Annotated in this window: 15 protein-coding genes and 1 pseudogene; 12 read left to right on the plus strand and 4 right to left on the minus strand. The window is 70.4% G+C overall.

Annotated elements, in window-relative coordinates; genetic code table 11:
- Positions 1–280 precede the first annotated feature (280 nt).
- The 6 genes and pseudogenes from ACFWY6_RS02665 (at position 281) to ACFWY6_RS02690 (ending at position 5,317) form a co-directional block, all read left to right on the plus strand.
- Positions 281–1,141 carry an SAM-dependent methyltransferase gene (locus tag ACFWY6_RS02665; protein ID WP_384685597.1) on the plus strand — a complete coding sequence of 287 codons (861 nt, stop codon included), beginning with the start codon at positions 281–283 and terminating at the stop codon, positions 1,139–1,141.
- Positions 1,142–1,429: 288 nt separating this feature from the next.
- A complete protein-coding gene (locus ACFWY6_RS02670; RefSeq protein WP_384685600.1) occupies positions 1,430–2,563 on the plus strand; it encodes a tryptophan dimethylallyltransferase family protein in 1,134 nt (377 codons plus the stop codon).
- 107 nt (positions 2,564–2,670) lie between these two features.
- Positions 2,671–3,546: an SAM-dependent methyltransferase gene (locus ACFWY6_RS02675; protein WP_384685602.1), complete on the plus strand. Its 876-nt coding sequence runs from the start codon at positions 2,671–2,673 to the stop codon at positions 3,544–3,546.
- Positions 3,547–3,740: 194 nt separating this feature from the next.
- Positions 3,741–3,944, plus strand: a pseudogene (locus ACFWY6_RS02680) (AMP-dependent synthetase); the annotation flags it as partial.
- A gap of 92 nt (positions 3,945–4,036) precedes the next feature.
- A complete protein-coding gene (locus ACFWY6_RS02685) occupies positions 4,037–5,023 on the plus strand; it encodes a bile acid:sodium symporter family protein (RefSeq protein ID WP_384685605.1) in 987 nt (328 codons plus the stop codon).
- A gap of 45 nt (positions 5,024–5,068) precedes the next feature.
- Complete coding sequence (locus ACFWY6_RS02690) at positions 5,069–5,317, plus strand: NUDIX domain-containing protein (protein WP_384685608.1); 249 nt, start codon at positions 5,069–5,071, stop codon at positions 5,315–5,317.
- Between the two features lie 80 nt (positions 5,318–5,397).
- On the opposite strand, the gene ACFWY6_RS02695 is transcribed toward ACFWY6_RS02690, so the two are convergent.
- Positions 5,398–5,679 carry a hypothetical protein gene (locus tag ACFWY6_RS02695; RefSeq protein WP_384685611.1) on the minus strand — a complete coding sequence of 94 codons (282 nt, stop codon included), beginning with the start codon at positions 5,677–5,679 and terminating at the stop codon, positions 5,398–5,400.
- A gap of 93 nt (positions 5,680–5,772) precedes the next feature.
- On the opposite strand from ACFWY6_RS02695, the gene ACFWY6_RS02700 reads away from it, so the two are divergent.
- From ACFWY6_RS02700 to ACFWY6_RS02715, 4 genes are all read left to right on the plus strand, one after another.
- Positions 5,773–6,570 (plus strand): VOC family protein, encoded by a 798-nt coding sequence (locus tag ACFWY6_RS02700; RefSeq protein ID WP_384685613.1) that lies wholly within the window; start codon positions 5,773–5,775, stop codon positions 6,568–6,570.
- 203 nt (positions 6,571–6,773) lie between these two features.
- On the plus strand, positions 6,774–8,312 hold the full coding sequence (locus ACFWY6_RS02705; RefSeq protein WP_384685616.1) for an amidase family protein: 1,539 nt from the start codon (positions 6,774–6,776) through the stop codon (positions 8,310–8,312).
- 173 nt (positions 8,313–8,485) lie between these two features.
- Positions 8,486–9,646, plus strand: a complete 1,161-nt coding sequence (locus ACFWY6_RS02710) for an alkaline phosphatase PhoX (RefSeq protein ID WP_384685619.1) — start codon at positions 8,486–8,488, stop codon at positions 9,644–9,646.
- Between the two features lie 57 nt (positions 9,647–9,703).
- On the plus strand, positions 9,704–10,573 hold the full coding sequence (locus tag ACFWY6_RS02715; RefSeq protein WP_384685622.1) for an MBL fold metallo-hydrolase: 870 nt from the start codon (positions 9,704–9,706) through the stop codon (positions 10,571–10,573).
- 42 nt (positions 10,574–10,615) lie between these two features.
- Here ACFWY6_RS02715 and ACFWY6_RS02720 read toward each other — a convergent pair whose 3' ends face one another.
- Positions 10,616–12,133, minus strand: a complete 1,518-nt coding sequence (locus tag ACFWY6_RS02720; RefSeq protein ID WP_384685625.1) for a PucR family transcriptional regulator — start codon at positions 12,131–12,133, stop codon at positions 10,616–10,618.
- Positions 12,134–12,363: 230 nt separating this feature from the next.
- On the opposite strand from ACFWY6_RS02720, the gene ACFWY6_RS02725 reads away from it, so the two are divergent.
- On the plus strand, positions 12,364–13,188 hold the full coding sequence (locus ACFWY6_RS02725) for an FAD binding domain-containing protein (protein ID WP_384685627.1): 825 nt from the start codon (positions 12,364–12,366) through the stop codon (positions 13,186–13,188).
- Positions 13,185–16,001, plus strand: a complete 2,817-nt coding sequence (locus ACFWY6_RS02730; RefSeq protein ID WP_384685630.1) for a molybdopterin-dependent oxidoreductase — start codon at positions 13,185–13,187, stop codon at positions 15,999–16,001. The genes ACFWY6_RS02725 and ACFWY6_RS02730 overlap by 4 nt, the downstream gene beginning before the upstream one ends.
- Here ACFWY6_RS02730 and ACFWY6_RS02735 read toward each other — a convergent pair.
- Positions 15,989–17,092, minus strand: a complete 1,104-nt coding sequence (locus tag ACFWY6_RS02735; RefSeq protein WP_384685633.1) for an ABC transporter ATP-binding protein — start codon at positions 17,090–17,092, stop codon at positions 15,989–15,991. The genes ACFWY6_RS02730 and ACFWY6_RS02735 overlap by 13 nt on opposite strands.
- Positions 17,089–17,913, minus strand: coding sequence for a molybdate ABC transporter permease subunit (modB, locus tag ACFWY6_RS02740; protein WP_384685636.1), 825 nt, complete (start codon positions 17,911–17,913; stop codon positions 17,089–17,091). The genes ACFWY6_RS02735 and modB overlap by 4 nt, the downstream gene beginning before the upstream one ends.
- Between the last annotated feature and the right edge of the window lie 76 nt (positions 17,914–17,989).

Consider the following 17,989-nt stretch of genomic DNA (forward strand, 5'->3'; position numbering starts at 1 on the left):
TCGTCAATCCGCAGGTGCGGTCGCTTCCGGAGGCGGTACCACCGGGGCGCGGGGCCCGGCCGCACCACCGGACCACAGGGCGCAGGCGTGAGGTCATCCGTCAGATCTGCGGCCCGGAGATTGGCCGGAATGCAGTTCCGACGGGCGGTTCGTGGGAAATGTCGGGCAAGGTCCGGCATGCTCCGCGTCGTACTGGGAAGATCCCGCTCGCTTTCGGCGACACGGCACAGAGGGGCGCGGTGGACGCCACCGGTGAGTTACTGAAGGGGAGGCCAGGACCATGACTGCCGACAGGCGTGGAGTCACAGCCGAAGTGGTCGGAGAACTCTACGACCAGGGAACCGAGTTGCTGAGCGCCCTCATGGGTGGCAGCCTGCACTACGGATACTGGGACGGCCCCGCCGACACCGGTTCCATGGCCGAGGCATCCCGGCGCATGACCGACCTCATGATCGACAAGCTCGCGGTGCGCAGGGGCGGACGGGTCCTCGACGTCGGCTGCGGCACCGGCCGCCCGGCCCTCCAGCTCGCCCGGTCCACGGGCGCGGAAGTCGTCGGCGTCACCATCAGCCGCGAACAGGTCCGGCTGGCGAACCTGGCGGCCGAGGCCGAACGTCTTGGCGGCCAGGTGAAGTTCGAACACGGCGACGCGGCCGACCTTCGCTTCGCCCCCGAGTCCTTCGACGCGGTGTGGCTGTTCGAGTCGCTGTTGCACATGCCCGATCCGCGGCGCGTACTGAAGCAACTCGCCACAATCCTGCGACCCGGCGGCCGCCTCGTCATCGCGAACCTGGTGCAGCGAGCCCCGCTCACCGAGGCCGAGGAGGCCGGCCTAGCGGCGTACCTCCAGATGGCCGGCATCGCCTCGATCGCCCCGCTTGACGACTATCCCGGCCTGGTCACTGATGGCGGGCTCGTGCTGGACGAGCTCCTCGACGTCTCCGACCACAGCGTCCGCAGGACCCTCGAGTGCGTCCTCGCCGGGCTCTCCGACGCCGTGGTCCCCGAGGTCGCGGAGACCGACGCGGCGAGTGAGGCGCTCGGGCAGGCAAGGGCCGTCGTGGAGCGGTTCGCCGCGACGCGGGGCATCGGGTACGCGCTGGCCGTCGCATCGAAACCGGTGCGCAAACTTCCCGGGTGAGATCTTCAGGCCGTTCTCGGCCCGACCTCGCGCAGACCGGTACGACCCTGGGTAAGCGCAGGTGCGGCCATGTGTGCACGACTGGCGACGGAGTGCGGTCATTCGCCGCCAACCCCACTTCTCCTGCGTAGTGGTGTTTCGGATGATGCTGAACATTGGCTGAAATAGCGGCACTTAGTGCCCCATAGTCGAATGGATCTCTCCGGATGACGGATGTCCGCGATCACCGGATGAGACGATCCGATCGTTTGCGCCCGTTACGTGATCCAAGTTGTGCAGGGAGAGTCAATGGAAGCTGCTGCTCTCACACCGGACACGGGAGTCGCCGCCGAGATGGTGGGACGGCCCGTGCGCTTCGAGTCCCGGAGGTACCAACCGACCGACAGCTACGCCGACATCGCCTGCGACAAGATCCGGCGCGGGAGCGAGGTGCTCGGCGCGAGCGAGAGCGAACGGCGGTCTCGACTCGCCCTGGTACGCGAGCTGTTAGGGGGCTGGGGTGAACTCCCCGCGGGGAAGCCGCCCGAGCGCGCGTGCTGGGTCGCCATCGACGGCATGCCTTTCGAAGTGTCGTTCGCCTGGGCCGACGGCCAGAGCGAGCTGCGCCTTTCGCTCGAAACCCCGAGTCACCCGGGTACGTCTCTGGCCCGTCAGGAAGACGGCAGGGCATTCACCCGAGGCCTGGCCGGCCGTCCGGGAGTCTCGATCGAGCGCTATCTCGCCGTCGAGGACCTCTTCACCGACCGGGACCCGCGCGGATACTTCTCGCTCTCCCACGGGGTTGCCTGGCGGGGCGGACACCCGCTCTACAAGATCTACCTCAACCCCGCCGTCGCCGGCCGCGAGCACGCTGTGGCCCGCACGGAGGAGGCCATGGTCCGGCTGGGCATGGAACGCCCCTGGCGCGCCCTCGCCGACCACTTGGGCGGCGTCCACGGCATCGCGCACGAGCCTGCCGCACTGGCCCTGGACCTGTCCGACGCCCGAGAGGCCCGCTGCAAGGTCTACCTCGCGCACACAGGTGTGACCGCCGATGACATCGATGCCCAGTCGGCCGTCGCCCGCGATCACGTACCCGGTTCCTTCGCCCGTGCTCTTGAACGCGTCACCGGACACCGCGAGTCCGGATGGCCGAAGCCCCCCGTCACCTGCTGGGGCTTCAGCTCCGCGCAGGACGCCCCGAGTGCCACGCTCTATGTGCCGCTCATCCCCGGTCACAGCGACGACGCGTCCGCGCACGACCGCGTGGCGGCCTTCATGCGCGAGGAGAACGTGGACCCGGCGCCCTACACGGCTGCCCTCGACGCCCTGGCGGACGGCCCGCTGACGGAGTCGGTGACCCAGAACTTCCTCTCCTACCGCGGTGGTTCGGCCCCGCGCTTCGCCGTCTACCTCGCCCCGGGCACGTACCGCCCGGCCTGACGGCGGTGACCGGCAGGTTCCCGCACCATCGCACGCCGTCCCGCAGGTTTCCCCAGGCGCAGCCTTCGCTGCTGTGCCGCCGTGCCGTTTTCCCGTCAGGAGGACATGTGCCGCAAGAGAGCCCCAACCCCAGCGCCGGACCGATCGCCCAGCAGGCCGATCCGATCGCCCCCGAACAAGTCGGCGCCTGGTACGACGAGTTCGGTGACGTCTGGCACCAGACCCTCGGCGAAAGCCTGCACTGCGGGCTCTGGGTGCCCCCGGACGCGCCGCACCCGGCCGGCCTGGATCTGGTCACCCTGTCGTCCGAGGCGCAGGACCGGTACACGGACTACCTGATCAGTCTCCTCCACCTCCGGCCCGGACAGCGCTTCCTGGACATCGGCTGCGGCCCGGGCCGCCCGGCCGCCCAGTTGGCGGAACGGACCGGGGCACACGTCACGGGCATCTCCGTGAGCAAGGAGCAGATCGACCGCGCCAACCGGCTCGCGGCCGACCGCGAAGGGCTGGCCTTCGAGCTCGCCGATGCCACTCAACTCCCGTATGACGACGAGTCGTTCGACGGCGCCTGGGCTGTGGAGAGCATCGGGCACATGGACCGGGCCAAGGCTCTCAAAGAGGCATGGCGCGTGCTCCGGCCCGGTGGTGAGTTCCTGGTCCTGGAGGCCGTGCTTGTCGCCGATCCGACCGAGGCTGATGCCGCCCTCTACGATCAGGTCCTCGCCAGCAATCTCCCCCTGCGCATGCCGGAGTTCTTCGGTCTGGTCGAGGACGCGGGCTTCCACACCCTTGAGCTCAAGGACCTGACGGCCAACCTCGCCCTGAGCATGGACATGGTGGAGCTTGGCTTTCACGACCGGCGCGAGGAGATGGACAGCCGGTTCGGGCCCGAGTACGCCGCGCAGATGGGTGCGGCCCTGCCGCCCGTTCGGGCGTTCATCCGCGAGAAGATCCGCTTCTTCCTGCTGTTGCTCCGCAAGTGAAGCCGAAGTGAGGCGAGCCATTCGATGACGCGAGAAGCCCCAGCAACTGCGCGCTGCTGGGGCTTCAGAACTCCGGACCAGAATCGTGCACTACTGGGGTCAAGGGGTCGCAGGTTCAAATCCCGTCGTCCCGACAGCGATGTCGGAATTCTCCGCAACTCAGGGCTCATCTTCGGATGGGCTGAGGCGTTTTCGAGGTGGTTGAGGCGGTGAACCGTCCTGGGGTGTGTTGATCCGGGACGGCTTCGGCCAGACGGAGACCGCGGTCCACGTGGCCGACTCCCCGGGCCGGCGCCGGGTCACGCTGCTGGACCTAGTTCACCGGCGCACCGGGAGCGGTGGATGGCGAGATCTCTCTGGACCTGTCGGCGCGGCCGGTTGGCCTGACGGCCGGCTACCGACGCCCCTGCGCCTCTCCGTCGCGGCCGGCGCGCGGGAGCTGTTCTGTATGGCCGTGGACTTTTCGAGCAGCCTCCCGGAGTCTGTTCGCGTGGACTCGCCGCTGACCACCTATCTGCTGCCCGCCGTCCTCGCCGTGATCATGTTCGGTCTCGGACTCGGCCTGTCCGTGGCCGACTTCCGCAGGATCGCGGCGTATCCGCGGCCTGTGGCCGTCGCGCTCGTCTGCCAGCTGGTGCTGCTGCCCGCCGCTTGTCTGGGCCTGGTGCTCGCCTTCGACCTGAGTCCCGCGCTTGCCGTCGGCATGATGCTGCTCGCGGCCTCTCCCGGCGGCACGATGGCCAATATCTTCAGCCATCTCTTCGGCGGCGACGTCGCCCTCAACGTCACGCTGACCGCCATCAATTCGGTCATCGCCGTCGTCACGCTGCCGATCGTCGTGAATCTCTCCCTCGACCACTTCATGGCCGGCACGGACGAGGCGCTGGGACTGCGCTTCGACAAGACACTGCAGGTCTTCCTCGTCGTGCTGGTGCCGGTCGCGGCGGGGATGCTGGTCCGACACCGCCGTCCGGACTTCGCGGAGCGCTCCACGCGGATGGTCAAGGTGACGGCGGTCGCCGTGCTCGTCGGCATCATCATCGCCGCGCTTGCCGCCGAGCGTGAGAACGTGCTCGGCTATCTCGCCGACGTCGGCCTCGTCGCCTTCCTTTTCGGCGCGATCTCCCTGACCATCGGCTACGGCGCGACCCGCCTTGCCCGCGGCGACCACCGGCAGTCCGTCGCCACCTGCTTCGAGATCGGCATGCACAACACCACGCTGTCGATGGCAATCGCCCTCAGCCCCTCGCTCCTTGACAGCACCCGGATGGCCATCCCCTCGGCGGTGTACGCGGTGGTGATGTTCGTCATGGCCCTGACCGCCGGCTTCCTGCTGCGCCGCATCGCCCCGGCCGAGGCTGCCGCCGTCAGCGCGGGAGCACCTTCGGCGCCCACCTCCGAGAGCCGGACGCCGAGCAAGCGGGTGGGCCCGCGGTGGCCAAGGAGACGGTCTGCAATCGGCCGGGAGAAGCTGTGACCCCGGCGATCGGATCACCGACTGGTCCGAGGTGGGCCCCTCGACATGATCCCTGCGGGGTGGTCGTCGCGAAGCCCGCTGGGGGTTCGCCGGCTGGTCGAGCACGGCTTCGACCCGTCCGCGCCGGGCGAGACGCCGCTGGTGGCGGCACGACGAGAACTGGCCGAGGAAACCGGACTCGACCCGGCTGCGGTGCTTGATCGGTCTGTGCCGGTCGACCGTGATGTTCAGTGGAACGGACACGCACGCCTGGATCGCATGGTCGGATCTGAGGTCGCTGCCAGACCCGGTTGAGCCGCCACAGCTGCCGGCCGTGCTCGGCACTCTGGTGCCAGACGGTCCGTGGCGGGATCGGGATCGTGCATGACGGGCGGTCACAGTGCCTGCTGACGGTCACAGCGTCTGCTGTATGAGGGGTCTTCGACGGCGAGCGCCCTGCCGAGGACACCGCCGACCTGGTCCATGCGGCCGACGGCGACGTGCGCCGCCACGGCTCCTGGTACGGGCAGGAGTTCCGCGTGTGGCACGGCGCCGACGACGGCCGCCCGCTCGCGCACGTCCTCGACCCGCAGGCCACCCCCAAGGATCTGGCGGTGGCCGACGTCGCCATCACCTGGAACGCTGGTCGGCCACGCAGCCCCTGGCCCCGTCGGCACGCCCCGTACAGGCGCATGACCGGGCGGTCGACGCGCGGCTGTCAGTGGCGGGTGCCAGGCTGGTGTCACACAGGATCTGCGAAGGGATTTGTCGTGATCACCACTGACCTCGCTCCCGGCTCCCCTTGTTGGCTCGACCTCGGTGCCCCGGACGTCCGGGCCGCCGCGGACTTCTACGGCGCGGTGCTCGGCTGGGAGTACGAGTCCATGGGCGAGACGGAGGACATGGACGGCGGGATGTTCAAGAAGGACGGCAAGACCGTCGCCGGGCTCGGCAAGCTCACCGAGGAAGGAGCGCGCTCGGCCTGGATGATCTATTACACCGTCACCGACGCGGACGCCACGACTCAGGCCGTGGAGCGCGCGGGCGGCACTGTGCGGGTGGCGCCGCGGGACCTCGACGACTGGGGCCGGATGGCGCAGTACAGCGACCCGCTGGGCAGCCAGTTCGCCGTCTGGCAGCCGGGGAAGAACTCGGGCTTCGAGCTGGCGGACGAGCCGGGCTCGCTGTCCTGGACCGAGCTGTACACGAGCGACGCCGCGGCCTCCCGGGAGTTCTACGGCGCAGTCTTCGGCTGGCAGTTCAGCGACACGGAGCTGCCGGGCGGCGGTGGCACGTACACCCTCATCACCCCCGCCGGGCTGCCCGAAGAGCGCATGCAGGGCGGCCTCATGCAGCTCCATACAGAGGACCTCGCGCTGGCGGGCGGGCGGCCGTACTGGCACCCGGTCTTCGCCGTCCCCGACTGTGACGCCGCGGTCGCCCAGGTCACCGAGAAGGGCGGCAGCGTGCAGATGGGACCGGCGGACGCGGAGGGCGTCGGCCGCCTGGCCGTCTGTCTCGACCCGTCGAACGCGGACTTCGTGGTGCTCACCCCGGCCCAGAGCTGAGCCGACTCTCCGCCGGAGCGGCGGCCGGGGCATCAACCGGTCCGGGGCCCGTCGGCGACCTCCGGGAGTCCCGGCCTCCTGGGCACGGATGTCGCTCTGGGGCGGAGGTGTCATCTGAGAGGCCCGACGCGGCGGGTGCCGCACGATCTGTGGAAGCCCCGCACTCTTGCGCCGTACGCGGCCCGTGTAGTCCGCTGACCCGCATGAGGAAGAAGAGCATGGCCGCAATGACCGCCGCCCTCGTCGCGGGGTCGCTTCTGACGGGCGTACCGAACACCGGTGCGCAAGCCGCCGAGGACCGCGGCGTCGATCTGGACACCGTGACGATTCCCGAGTTACAGGCGCGCATGGCGGACGGTTCGCTGACCTCGGCGGCGCTTACCCGGGCCTACCTGCGACGGATCGAGGTCGTCGATCCCAAGATTCACTCGGTGCTGCGCACCAGCCCGACCGCGCTGCGCCAGGCCGCCGCCAGCGACGCCAGGCACCGGCGCGGCAAGACCCTGGGGCCGCTGGACGGTATCCCCGTGCTGGTCAAGGACAATGTGAACACCCGTGGAATGCCGACGACCGCCGGATCGCTCGCGCTCGCCGGGAGCCCGCCCGGCACCGATGCCGCGCTGGTGACCCGGCTGCGGAAGGCGGGGGCGGTGATCCTCGGCAAGACCAATCTGTCCGAGTGGGCCAACTTCCGCGCTGCCAAGCCGACTTCGGGGTGGTCGGCGGTGGGCGGGCAGACCAATAATCCGTACGTCCTCGACCGGAACCCGTGCGGATCGTCGTCCGGCTCCGCCGCCGCGCTCGCCGCGTCGTTGTCGCAGGTCGCCATCGGCACCGAGACGGACGGCTCCATCGTGTGCCCGGCAGGGATGAACGGCGTCGTCGGCCACAAGCCCAGCCTCGGCCTGGTCAGCCAGTCGGGCGTCGTCCCGATCTCAGCCGAGCAGGACACGGCCGGGCCCATGGCGCGCAATGTCGTCGACACCGCGCTCACGCTGTCCGTGCTGAGCGAGGGCAAGGGCTCGTACGGTGACGCCACCCGCACCAGCCTTCGCGGCAAGCGGATCGGGCTGTGGCGCCTGCCCTCACTCGGAGACGACGTGGACGCCGTGATGACCCGTACGGCGAAGAAGCTGCGCAAGGCCGGAGCAGTCGTCGTCGAGGTGACGCCCCCGTACCAGGCGCGGCTCGCCGAACTCGAATTCCCCGCGCTGCTCAGCGAGTTCCACCGGGACATCGACGCCTACCTCGGTACGCGCAAGGGACCCCAGAACCTCGCCGAGCTGATCGAGTTCAACCGTGCCCACCCCGAGGAACAGACCTGCTTCGCCGGTCAGGAGCTGTTCGAGCAGGCACTCGCCGCACCGCCCACCACCGACCCCAAGTACCGTGCCATGCGCGCCGAGTTGAAGGACCTCTCCCGGCGCTCCCTCGACGAGACCATGGCCACCCATCGCCTGGACGCCATCGCGGCGCCCACGAACCCGCCCGCCTGGACGACCGACTGCGCGCGCGGCGACAACGACGTCATCCCTTCGTCCACGCCGGCGGCCGTCGCCGGATATCCGTCCCTCTCGGTGCCCGCCGGGTCCGTGGGCGAACTGCCGGTCGGCGTGCTCCTGATGGCCGGTGACCGCCAGGACGCCGAGCTCCTGTCTCTGGGGGCCGCGGTGGAGCAGCGGCTGAAGGCTTGGCGCGCGCCCCGCTATCTGCCGACGACCGGGGCCGACGCGTCACGGTGAACGGCGCGGCCGAGATCATCGGCCGTGCGCAACAGGCCGGCAGCAGTCGCTTCCGCTTCATCGGTCGTTGATGCACCGTCAATCCGGGACTCGTACGTTCCGGAAGCGCACCCCCGCGACCCTGCCGCCCGACCGGTGCGGCAGGGACGGTCACGATCCCCTGGAGTGATCAAGTGGAACGTCGTAGTTTCCTGCGTGGAGCGGTCGTCGGCGGCACAGCGGCGGCATTCGGCTACACCCTCATGCAGGGCGCGGCCTACGCGGCGCCGGCCCAGAAAGGCCCGGGCCCCTACGGAGCGCTCGGCACGGCAGACTCCAACGGCATCCAGCTGCCCAGCGGCTTCACCAGCCGGGTGATCGCCCGGTCCGGCCAGAAGGTCGGCTCCACCGCCTACACCTGGCACAACGCCCCCGACGGCGGCGCCTGTTTCGCCGACGGCACGGGCTGGATCTACGTCTCCAACTCGGAGATCTCCGCCACCGGCGGCGCCGGGGCGATCAAGTTCAACTCGACGGGCTCCATCACCGGCTCGTACCGGATCCTGTCCAACACGAACCGCAACTGCGCCGGCGGGGCGACCCCCTGGAACACCTGGCTCTCCTGCGAGGAGGTCAGCAACGGCTATGTCTACGAGACCGACCCGTGGGGCGTGAACGCCGCCGTACGCCGCGATGCCATGGGCCGCTTCAACCACGAGGCGGCCGCCGCCGACCCGGTCCGCAAGGTGATCTACCTGACCGAGGACGCGTCGGACGGCTGCTTCTACCGGTTCGTTCCGTCCACGTGGGGCAACCTCTCGGCAGGCACGCTCCAAGTTCTCACGGCTGGAACGGCCACCTCCGGCAGTTTCACCTGGGCGACCGTGCCCGACCCGGACGGCTCGCCAACCCCGACCCGCGACCAGGTCTCCGGCGCCAAGCTGTTCAACGGCGGTGAGGGCTGCCACTACGCCAACGACACCGTCTGGTTCACCACCAAGGGCGATGGCCGCGTCTGGCAGCTCGACCTGGCCGCCGGCACCTATGAGCTGGCCTACGACGACTCCCTGGTCGTCGGTGGCGGCGCCCCGCTGACCGGCGTCGACAACGTCACCGGTGCGTCCTCCGGCGATCTGTACGTAGCGGAGGACGGCGGCAACATGGAGATCTGCGTCATCACGCCGGACGACGTGGTCGCGACGTTCCTGCGGATCAACGGCCAGTCCTCCTCGGAGATCTGCGGCCCGGCCTTCTCGCCGGACGGCAAGCGGTTCTACTTCTCCAGCCAGCGCGGTACGAGCGGCAGCTCGTCCGGCGGCATCACCTACGAAGTCACGGGCCCCTTCCGCAGCTGACCGGCCCACTGCCACGAGCCGCGCATGCCCCGTGCGAGGCATGACAGGATCGCGGCCATGTCCCTCAGCGCTCCCCGTCTCCGGATCGGCTCGACCGAGATCATCGCCCTCGCCGACGGCGAGGGCCCGTTCTTCTCCCCGCGCGCCGATGCCTTTCCCGAGGCCACGGCCGCCCAGTGGGCCGAGGCCGACCGCTACGACCCGGGCGCGGTCGACGCCCAGGGCGGCTGGCGGCTCCAGTTCCGCGCGTACGCGATCCGCGGCGACAAGGGCCTCACCGTCGTGGACGCCGGGATCGGTCCGGCGGACGGCCCGGCAGCCTCGTGGGCGCCCGTGCCCGGTGCGCTCCCCGAGTCGCTCGCCGCCGCGGGCATCGACCCGGCCGAGGTCGACACCGTGGTGCTCACGCATCTGCACACCGACCACGTCGGGTGGGCGGTCGTGACCGAGGCGGCCGTCCCCTCAGCGGGCGGCGCGGTGGGCGGCGCCCCTTCCCCCGGCAGTGCGACCAGCGGCCGCCGCCCTTACTTCCCGAACGCCGAATACCTGCTCCAGCGGGCCGAGTTCGACGCCCTCGACGCGCTCAACCCGCAGCTTCGCGAGACCCTCACCGACCCGCTAGAGGCGGCCGGTCGGCTCCGGCTCCTCGACGGGGACACGCCCCTGCGCGCCGGACGCGTGGTCGCCACGCCCGGTCATACGCCCGGTCACCAGAGTGTGCTGGTCGCCGACGGGCGCGAGTCGGCGCTCGTCACCGGCGACCTCCTGGTGCACGCGCTCCAACTGCTCCACCCCGAGCTCGCCTACTCGCACGAGACCGACCCCGAGGCGGCAAGGCGCTCAAGGGAGCGCATGCTCGGCCACGAAACCGCCACCACGCTGCACCTGGCGACGCCGCATCTGACGGAGCCGTTCGTCTCGGCGTGATCGCCGCCGTCCGAACCTTTCGGCGCGGGTCAGGTCGCGAGGTCAGCGGCACAAGAGCGCGGCGCGCAGGTCGAGCTTGTGGTCCAAGCGGGAGAGATCCCGTCCGGTGAGGTCCTGGATCCGTTCGATGCGGTAGTGGACGGTGTTGACGTGCAGGTGCAGGGCTTCGGCCGTGCGGGCCCAGGAGCAGTTGTGGGCGAGGAAGACCTCCAGGGTCTCCAGAAGCCTGCTGTGCGAGGCCGGTTCGCGGTCGGCCAGGGGGCCGAGCGTCGCTGCGCTGAAGATGGTGCGTACGTCGGCGGGGATGCCGGCCAGGAGTGAATCCAGGGAAGAGAGTTCCTCGACCGCGGTCACCTGGCCGTGCGTCGGGGAACCGTGTCGTGCCGCCGCGAGGGCGTAGCGGGCTTGAGCGAGGGCGGTACGAAGTCCGGTGGGCTCGGCGGTGGGCGCGCTGACGCCGGTGTGCAGCGGGGTCTCGGGGCGGCAGTCGTGCAGCAGGGACCAGGGCTCGCGGAGCGATGCGGTGCCCCAGTCGCCGCTTCGTACGACGGCGACGGCTTCCGCGTCCAGGGTCGTGCCGACCGCGAAGACGGCGGAGGGAAGGTGCTGAAGCGCCTCAGTGAGCGCTTCCTCGGCGGCGCTGTCCGCGAGCTGCCCGCCGGTGGCCGTGACCACGACCTGCCAGGGGCCCTCCGTGAGCGGCCCGCAGGACGCAAGGGCGTTGGTCAGGGCTCCCGTGTCGGCGCCGCACTTGTCGACGAGGGCGATCAGCTCCTGCCCGGTCCGGCGCCGGGCCGCATGCCTGCGATCGTGATGGTGGCGGTACTGGCCGATGGCCTCGGCTGTCTCGTGCAGGGCTCGGGGCGGTGCACCGCCCGGCTGTGGCAGATGGAGATACCAGGCGTCGTACGGCGTGCTCTCCGCCTGGACGCGCAGCGTCTCACCGGTGAGGCCGCGCAGGTTCTGCGCGGCCTGCGTGGCCGGGAGTTCGGGGGCTGACGCGGTGCGGGCGATGGTGCGCCCGCTGCTGGTGAGCACGTAACACGACGGCGTACCGAACGGAGCGAGCGCGCACTCCAGCAGTTCGCCGGCTTCTGCGCGGTGATCGAGGAGACGGCCGAGCTCGCTGCGTACGTTCTCGGGCAGGGCGAAGTGGTCTGCGGGGCGGCGGCTGAGGTCGCCCCACTGGCGCCGGTACACGGCTTCGGTGATCGCCCGGAAGTTGGTGTGCGCCGGTACGGCCAGGAGCGCGATGCCGTGTTCGCGGCAGGATTCGACGATGTCGGCGGGGACGGTGCCGTGGGTCTCCTCGCCGGCGAGGAGCGCTGTGGCTCCGGACTCCGCCAGTGCGGAGACGAAGCGCTCGGTCCTGGCGTGACGGTCCGCTTCGGTCCACCACACCAGGCCGCTGAGCACGATCTCTCCGGGCTGGAGAAAGCGGGCGGGATCCTCCAGGTCCGTGGCGGTCACTCCGCTGATCGCCTGGTCGAGCAGATTCTCGCCACCCCAGATGAGGGTGAGATCGAGCCCCTTGATCTGGAGGAGGTCTCCGACGTGCATGTGCTGACTCCTTGAATGGTTACCGGGTCACCGCCCGGCTTCTCACATCCACAAGGTGGGTGCGAGTCAAGTCATCGTAAATGCAAGGGAGTAGCGGTGGTGCGCCTCTTGGTTGATTCACCAGGACATGACCGGCCGGGCCGGAGATTTTCCGTGCTGTGCACCAGTCGTTTTCGGCCTGTGGCCGGGCTTCACTGACGAGGGAAGCAAAGGGCGAAGACGGGGGAGACATGGATCTGAACACGGTTCTCGATGTGCGTGACGCGCGTCGTCACGAGCCCTGGCGTCCTGGCGACGCCTGGCTCGGCGGAGGGACGTACCTCTTCTCCGAACCCCAGCCGCACCTGCGGCGCCTGGTGGATCTGAGCCGGACGGGCTGGGAGCCGCTCCGCGCGCTGCCCGACGGATCGCTGGAGATCGCGGCCACGTGCACCATCGCTCAGCTGTCACGGTTCGGGCGGACGCTCGACGCGGCGGCCGCCCCTCTCTTCGAGCAGTGCTGCCGGGCCTTTCTGGCCTCATTCAAGATCTGGAACATGGCGACCGTCGGCGGAAACCTCTGCAACGCGCTGCCCGCAGGACCGATGATCTCCCTCACCGCGGCCCTCGACGGCGAGTGTCTGCTTCAGGCTCAGGACGGCTCGACCCGGCGCGTCAAGGTCACGGACTTCGTCACCGGAGCGGGCCGCAAGGTGCTCGCCGACGGCGAGTTGCTGCGCTCGGTGACCCTCCCCGCCCGCTCGCTGCGGTGCCGTACCGCCTTCCGGCAGGCGTCGCTCTACGGCCTCGGGCGCTCCGGCGCCCTCGTCATCGGGACGCTGGATCCGCTGGACGGTTCGCTCGCCGTGACCGTCACGGCCGCGACCCGACGGCCGTTCCGGCTCTGGTTCGGCCTGCCACCGGACCGGGCCCGGCTGTGTGGGGCGATCGCGTCGGCCGTGGGCGACTCCGACTGGTTCGACGACATCCACGGACTGCCCCAGTGGCGGCGGCACATGGCCTTCCACCTCGCCGAGCAGGTACGCCACGAACTCACCCGGGACGGTGTGCGATGAGCTTCAGCATCCAGGTCAACGGCAAGAGCTTCGACCCCGAGCCCCGTGCCGGTCAGTGCCTGCGCACGTATCTGCGCGAGCGCGGCTGGTTCGGCGTGAAGAAGGGCTGCGACGCGGGCGACTGCGGGGCGTGCACCGTGCACGTGGACGGGGAGCCGGTGCACAGCTGTCTCTATCCGGCGGTGCGGGCGCAGGGCCGGTCGGTCACCACAGTGGAGGGCCTGGTCGGGGAGGGCGGCGAACTCCATCCCGTACAGCAGAAGTTCCTGGATGCCCAGGGCTTCCAGTGCGGCTTCTGCACCGCGGGGTTCCTGATGACCACGGCCGCCCTCGAACAGGAGAAGGGCGGTGCCCACGACGACGGCAAACTGGATGACCTCCCGCGGGCCTTCAAGGGCAACATCTGCCGCTGCACCGGATATCGCGCCATCGAGGACGCCGTCCGCGGCGTGCGGCACACCGAAAGCTCCTGCGCGGGGAAGGCGGTGGGCAAGAGTCTCGGCGCCCCGGCAGGACCCCAGGTCGTGACGGGCACCGCCCGGTACACCTTCGACGTCGAGGTCCCCGGGCTCCTGCACATGAAGCTGCTGCGCTCCCCGCACCCGCACGCCCGCATCCTCGCCATCGACACCTCCGCAGCCCTGCGGGTGCCCGGTGTCCACGCCGTCCTCACCCACGAAGACGCCCCCGGCACGCTGTACTCCAGCGCCCGGCACGAGCACCCCACCGAGGACCCCGACGACACCCGCGTCCTCGACGACACCGTCCGCCACATCGGCCAGCGCGTCGCGGCCGTCGTCGCGATCAGCGAGCAGGCGGCCGAGGAGGGCTGCCGGCGGATCGAAGTGACATACGAGGAACTGCCCTACGTCACCGACCCGGAGGAGGCCATGCGCGAGGGTGCACCCGTCATCCACGCCGGCAAGGGACCGGAGGCGCGGATCGCCCGCGTCGAGAACAACGTGGCCGGCGAGGTGCACGGCGAGATCGGCTCCGTCGACGACGGGTTCGCCGAAGCCGCGGTCGTCTACGAGGAGACCTTCCGCACCCAGCGCGTCCAGCACGCCAGCCTGGAGACACACGGCTGCGTCGCCTACTTCGAGCCGAAGGAAGACGCCACGGGCGAGCGGCTCACCGTGCGCTCAAGCACCCAGACTCCGTTCCTGACCCGCCGCGCGCTGTGCGCCCTCTACGGCCTTCCGGAGGACGAAGTCCGCGTCGTCGCAGGCCGGGTGGGCGGCGGCTTCGGCGGCAAGCAGGAGATGCTGACGGAGGACATCGTCGTCCTCGCGGCGCTCAAACTGCGGCGCCCCGTCAAGCTCGAGTACACCCGCGCCGAGCAGTTCCACGGCGCCACCACCCGGCACCCGTTCACGATCGGCATCAAGCTGGGCGCCCGTGCCGACGGCACGCTGACCGCGATCCAGATGCGGGTGGTGTCCAACACGGGCGCGTACGGCAATCACGGCCCGGCCGTGATGTTCCACAGCGTCGGCGAGTCCTTCGCCGTCTACCGGGCCCCGCACAAGAAGGTCGACGCCTACTCCGTCTACACCAACGGCGTTCCCGCGGGCGCCTTCCGCGGCTACGGCCTCGGCCAGGTCACCTTCGCCGTCGAATCCGCCATGGACGAGCTGGCCCGCCGCCTGGACATGGACCCGCTCGCCTTCCGCGAGAAGAACATCATCGGCCCCGGCGACCACATGCTCAGTCCGATCGGCGAGGAGGAGGACCTGCACATCGCCTCGTACGGCCTCGCCCAGTGCCTGGGAATCGTCCGCAAGGCCATCGCGGAGGACCGGAGCACCGAGGACGTGCCGGAGGGGTGGCTGACCGGCCAGGGCACGGCCATGGCGATGATCGCCACCGGCCCGCCGGGCGGCCACTACGCCGACGCGACCGTCAGCCTCCTCGCCGACGGGACGTACGACATCGCCGTCGGCACCGCCGAGTTCGGCAACGGCACCACCACCGTCCACCAGCAGATCACCGCGGGAGCCCTCGACACCACGATGGACCGGATCGCCGTCCGCCAGTCCGACACCGACGTCGTCCGCCACGACACCGGTGCCTTCGGCTCGGCCGGTACGGTCGTGGCCGGCAAGGCGGTCCTGCTCGCCGCGGAATCTCTGGCCGGGCGCCTGAAGACCTTCGCGGCCCGGTACGTGGGCGTGGCACGCCACTTGTGCGTGCTCGGCGCGGAGGGGTTCGACTGCGACGGCCGGATCGTCACCCTGAAAGAGCTCCACGAGGCGGCGCATGCCCAAGGGGCACAGGACGAGATCACGGCGGAGGGCCACTGGGGCGGCACCCCGCGTTCGGTGGCCTTCAACGCCCAGTGGTTCAGGATCGCCGTCGACCCGGACACCGGCGAGATGAAGATCCTGCGCAGTGTCCACGCCGCCGACGCGGGCAAGGTCATGAACCCGCTGCAGTGCCGCGGCCAGATCGAGGGCGGAGTCGCCCAAGCGCTGGGCGCCACACTCTTCGAGACCGTACGACTCGACGAGCGGGGCGAGGTGACCACGGCGGCCTTCCGGCGCTACCGCCTCCCGCAGTACGCCGACGTGCCGCGCACCGAGGTCCACTTCATGGAAACCACCGACGCGATCGGTCCTCTGGGCGCCAAGTCGATGAGCGAGAGCCCCTTCAACCCGGTGGCCCCCGCGTTCGCCAACGCACTGCGGGATGCCACCGGCATCCGCTTCACCGAGATGCCGGTGACCCGCGACCGTGTCTGGCTTGCGATGGACCAGGAGGCGGCGCGACGGGCCGGCCCCGCGGAATCCGGAGGCTCCGCTCAAGCCGGGTAGGCATGTGTCTGCGTCGCTTTGACGGTGGCCCAGACCGTCGCACCCGGGTGAAGTTCGAGCTCCGCGGCCGCGACGGTGGTCAGATCGGCGGCAAGGGGCAGTTCGCCGGTGAGGTCCACGCGGATCTGGTCGCCGTGCGTCTCCAGGCCGGCCACCTCGCACTTCCAGAGGTTGCGCGCACTGGACCCGGTGGGCCGGTCACGGAACAGGGTCACGGCCACCGGCGGGAACGCGACGAACACCGGTCCTGTCAGATCCTCCGTGGTCGTGATGGCAGGACCGGCGTCGAGGCGGACGGCATGCCCGTCGGCCTGGCCCCGGTAGAGGTTGAGGCCGACCAGCTGGGCGATGTAGTCGGTGCGCGGGTGCCGGGCGATGTCGGAGGGCGCACCCTCCTGGACCAGGCGGCCGTGCTCGATGACGACGAGGCGGTCGGCGAGCACCATGGCGTCCAGCGGATCGTGGGTGACCAGTATCGCGACGGCCTCGAAGTCGGCCAGATGACGCCGGAGTTGGGCGCGTACCTCAAGACGCGTACGGGCGTCGAGCGCGGCGAGCGGCTCATCCAGGAGCAGGAGCCGCGGGTGGGTGGCCAGCGCGCGGGCGAGGGCGACGCGCTGGGACTGACCGCCGGAGAGGCGGCGCGGCTTGGCCCCGGCGTGATCGCCCAGGCCCATGCGGTCCAGCCACGCGGCGGCCTGGGTGCGGGCTTCGGCCTTGGACACGCCGTGGCAGCGCGGCCCGAACGCCACGTTGTCCAGGGCGGACAGATGCGGGAAGAGCAGATAGTCCTGGAAGACGACGCCGACCGGGCGGAACTCGGGCGGCGTGCCGTCCAAGGAAGCGCCGTCCAGGTGCAGATGGCCGCCACTCGCGAGCGGAGTGAGTCCGGCCAGCGCGCGCAGGGCCGTGGTCTTGCCGGCTCCGTTCGGCCCGAGCAGCGCCACGACGTCACCCGGCGCGGCGGCCAGCGCCACGTCGAGGTGGAAGGCGCCCTGGTCGACGACGAGCCGGGCGTCGAGGCCCGCGCCGCGACCGTCGGCGCAGGCGTGGCCGGCCGCGGTGTTCTCGCTCTTCTCGATGTCGGTCATGAGGCGGTCATCCAGCGGTCCCGCAGCCCGGCGAGGACCGCGATCGATACGGCAAGCAGCACCAGACTCAGCGCGATGGCCGCCGCCGGGTCGCTCTGCAGGGCGAGGTAGACGGCCAGCGGCATGGTCTGCGTACGTCCGGGGAAGTTGCCCGCGAAGGTGATCGTCGCCCCGAACTCACCGAGGGCGCGGGCCCAGGCGAGGACGGAGCCCGCCGCGATCCCGGGCGCGATCAGGGGGAGGGTGACGCGGCGGAACGCGGTGAAGCGTGACGCCCCCAGGGTCATGGCGGCCTCCTCGAACCGTGGATCAGCGGCCCGCAGCGTTCCCTCCACACTGATCACGAGGAACGGCATCGCCACGAACGCCTCCGCGATCACGACGCCCGTCGTGGTGAACGGCAGCGTGATCCCGAACCACGAGTCGAGCCACTGCCCGACGACACCGTTGCGCCCGAGTGCCATCAGGAGCGCAACACCACCCACCACGGGTGGCAGGACGAGCGGCAACGTCACCAGGGCGCGTACGAACCCCCGCCCGCGGAACTCCGTACGGGCAAGGAGCCACGCCAAGGGCACACCGAACACCAGGCTCACCGCGGTGGCCGCGGTGGCGCAGAACAGCGAAAGCTGCAGCGCCTGCCAGACCTCCGTACTGGTCAGCTGCTCCGGCAGGGTGCTCCACGGGGCCCGCAGGAGAAGGGCGACCAGCGGAATGAGCAGGAAGGCAAGGCCCACCAGGGCGGGGAGCAGGAGGGGCAGCGGCACCCCGGAGCGCCGGCCACGCCGGTCCGCCCCGACGCGCCGGGGGCGGGGGGGCACCCCCAAGAGGGGGGGGGGGAGAAAAGCGAAGGCAAGAGAAACGGCACACCAAGAGGGGGGTGGAAAGAAAAAAAAA

It is taken from the genome of Streptomyces sp. NPDC059037 (assembly GCF_042740015.1).
Lineage (GTDB): Bacteria > Actinomycetota > Actinomycetes > Streptomycetales > Streptomycetaceae > Streptomyces.

Excerpts from the sequence above, each read along its gene's own strand:
- ACFWY6_RS02665 (WP_384685597.1), top strand. The coding sequence starts at position 281 with ATGACTGCCGACAGGCGTGGAGTCACAGCCGAAGTGGTCGGAGAACTC.
- ACFWY6_RS02670 (WP_384685600.1), top strand. The coding sequence starts at position 1,430 with ATGGAAGCTGCTGCTCTCACACCGGACACGGGAGTCGCCGCCGAGATG.
- ACFWY6_RS02690 (WP_384685608.1), top strand. The coding sequence starts at position 5,069 with ATGATCCCTGCGGGGTGGTCGTCGCGAAGCCCGCTGGGGGTTCGCCGG.
- ACFWY6_RS02705 (WP_384685616.1), top strand. The coding sequence starts at position 6,774 with ATGAGGAAGAAGAGCATGGCCGCAATGACCGCCGCCCTCGTCGCGGGG.
- ACFWY6_RS02715 (WP_384685622.1), top strand. The coding sequence starts at position 9,704 with ATGTCCCTCAGCGCTCCCCGTCTCCGGATCGGCTCGACCGAGATCATC.
- ACFWY6_RS02720 (WP_384685625.1), bottom strand. The coding sequence starts at position 12,133 with ATGCACGTCGGAGACCTCCTCCAGATCAAGGGGCTCGATCTCACCCTC.
- ACFWY6_RS02725 (WP_384685627.1), top strand. The coding sequence starts at position 12,364 with ATGGATCTGAACACGGTTCTCGATGTGCGTGACGCGCGTCGTCACGAG.
- ACFWY6_RS02730 (WP_384685630.1), top strand. The coding sequence starts at position 13,185 with ATGAGCTTCAGCATCCAGGTCAACGGCAAGAGCTTCGACCCCGAGCCC.
- ACFWY6_RS02735 (WP_384685633.1), bottom strand. The coding sequence starts at position 17,092 with ATGACCGACATCGAGAAGAGCGAGAACACCGCGGCCGGCCACGCCTGC.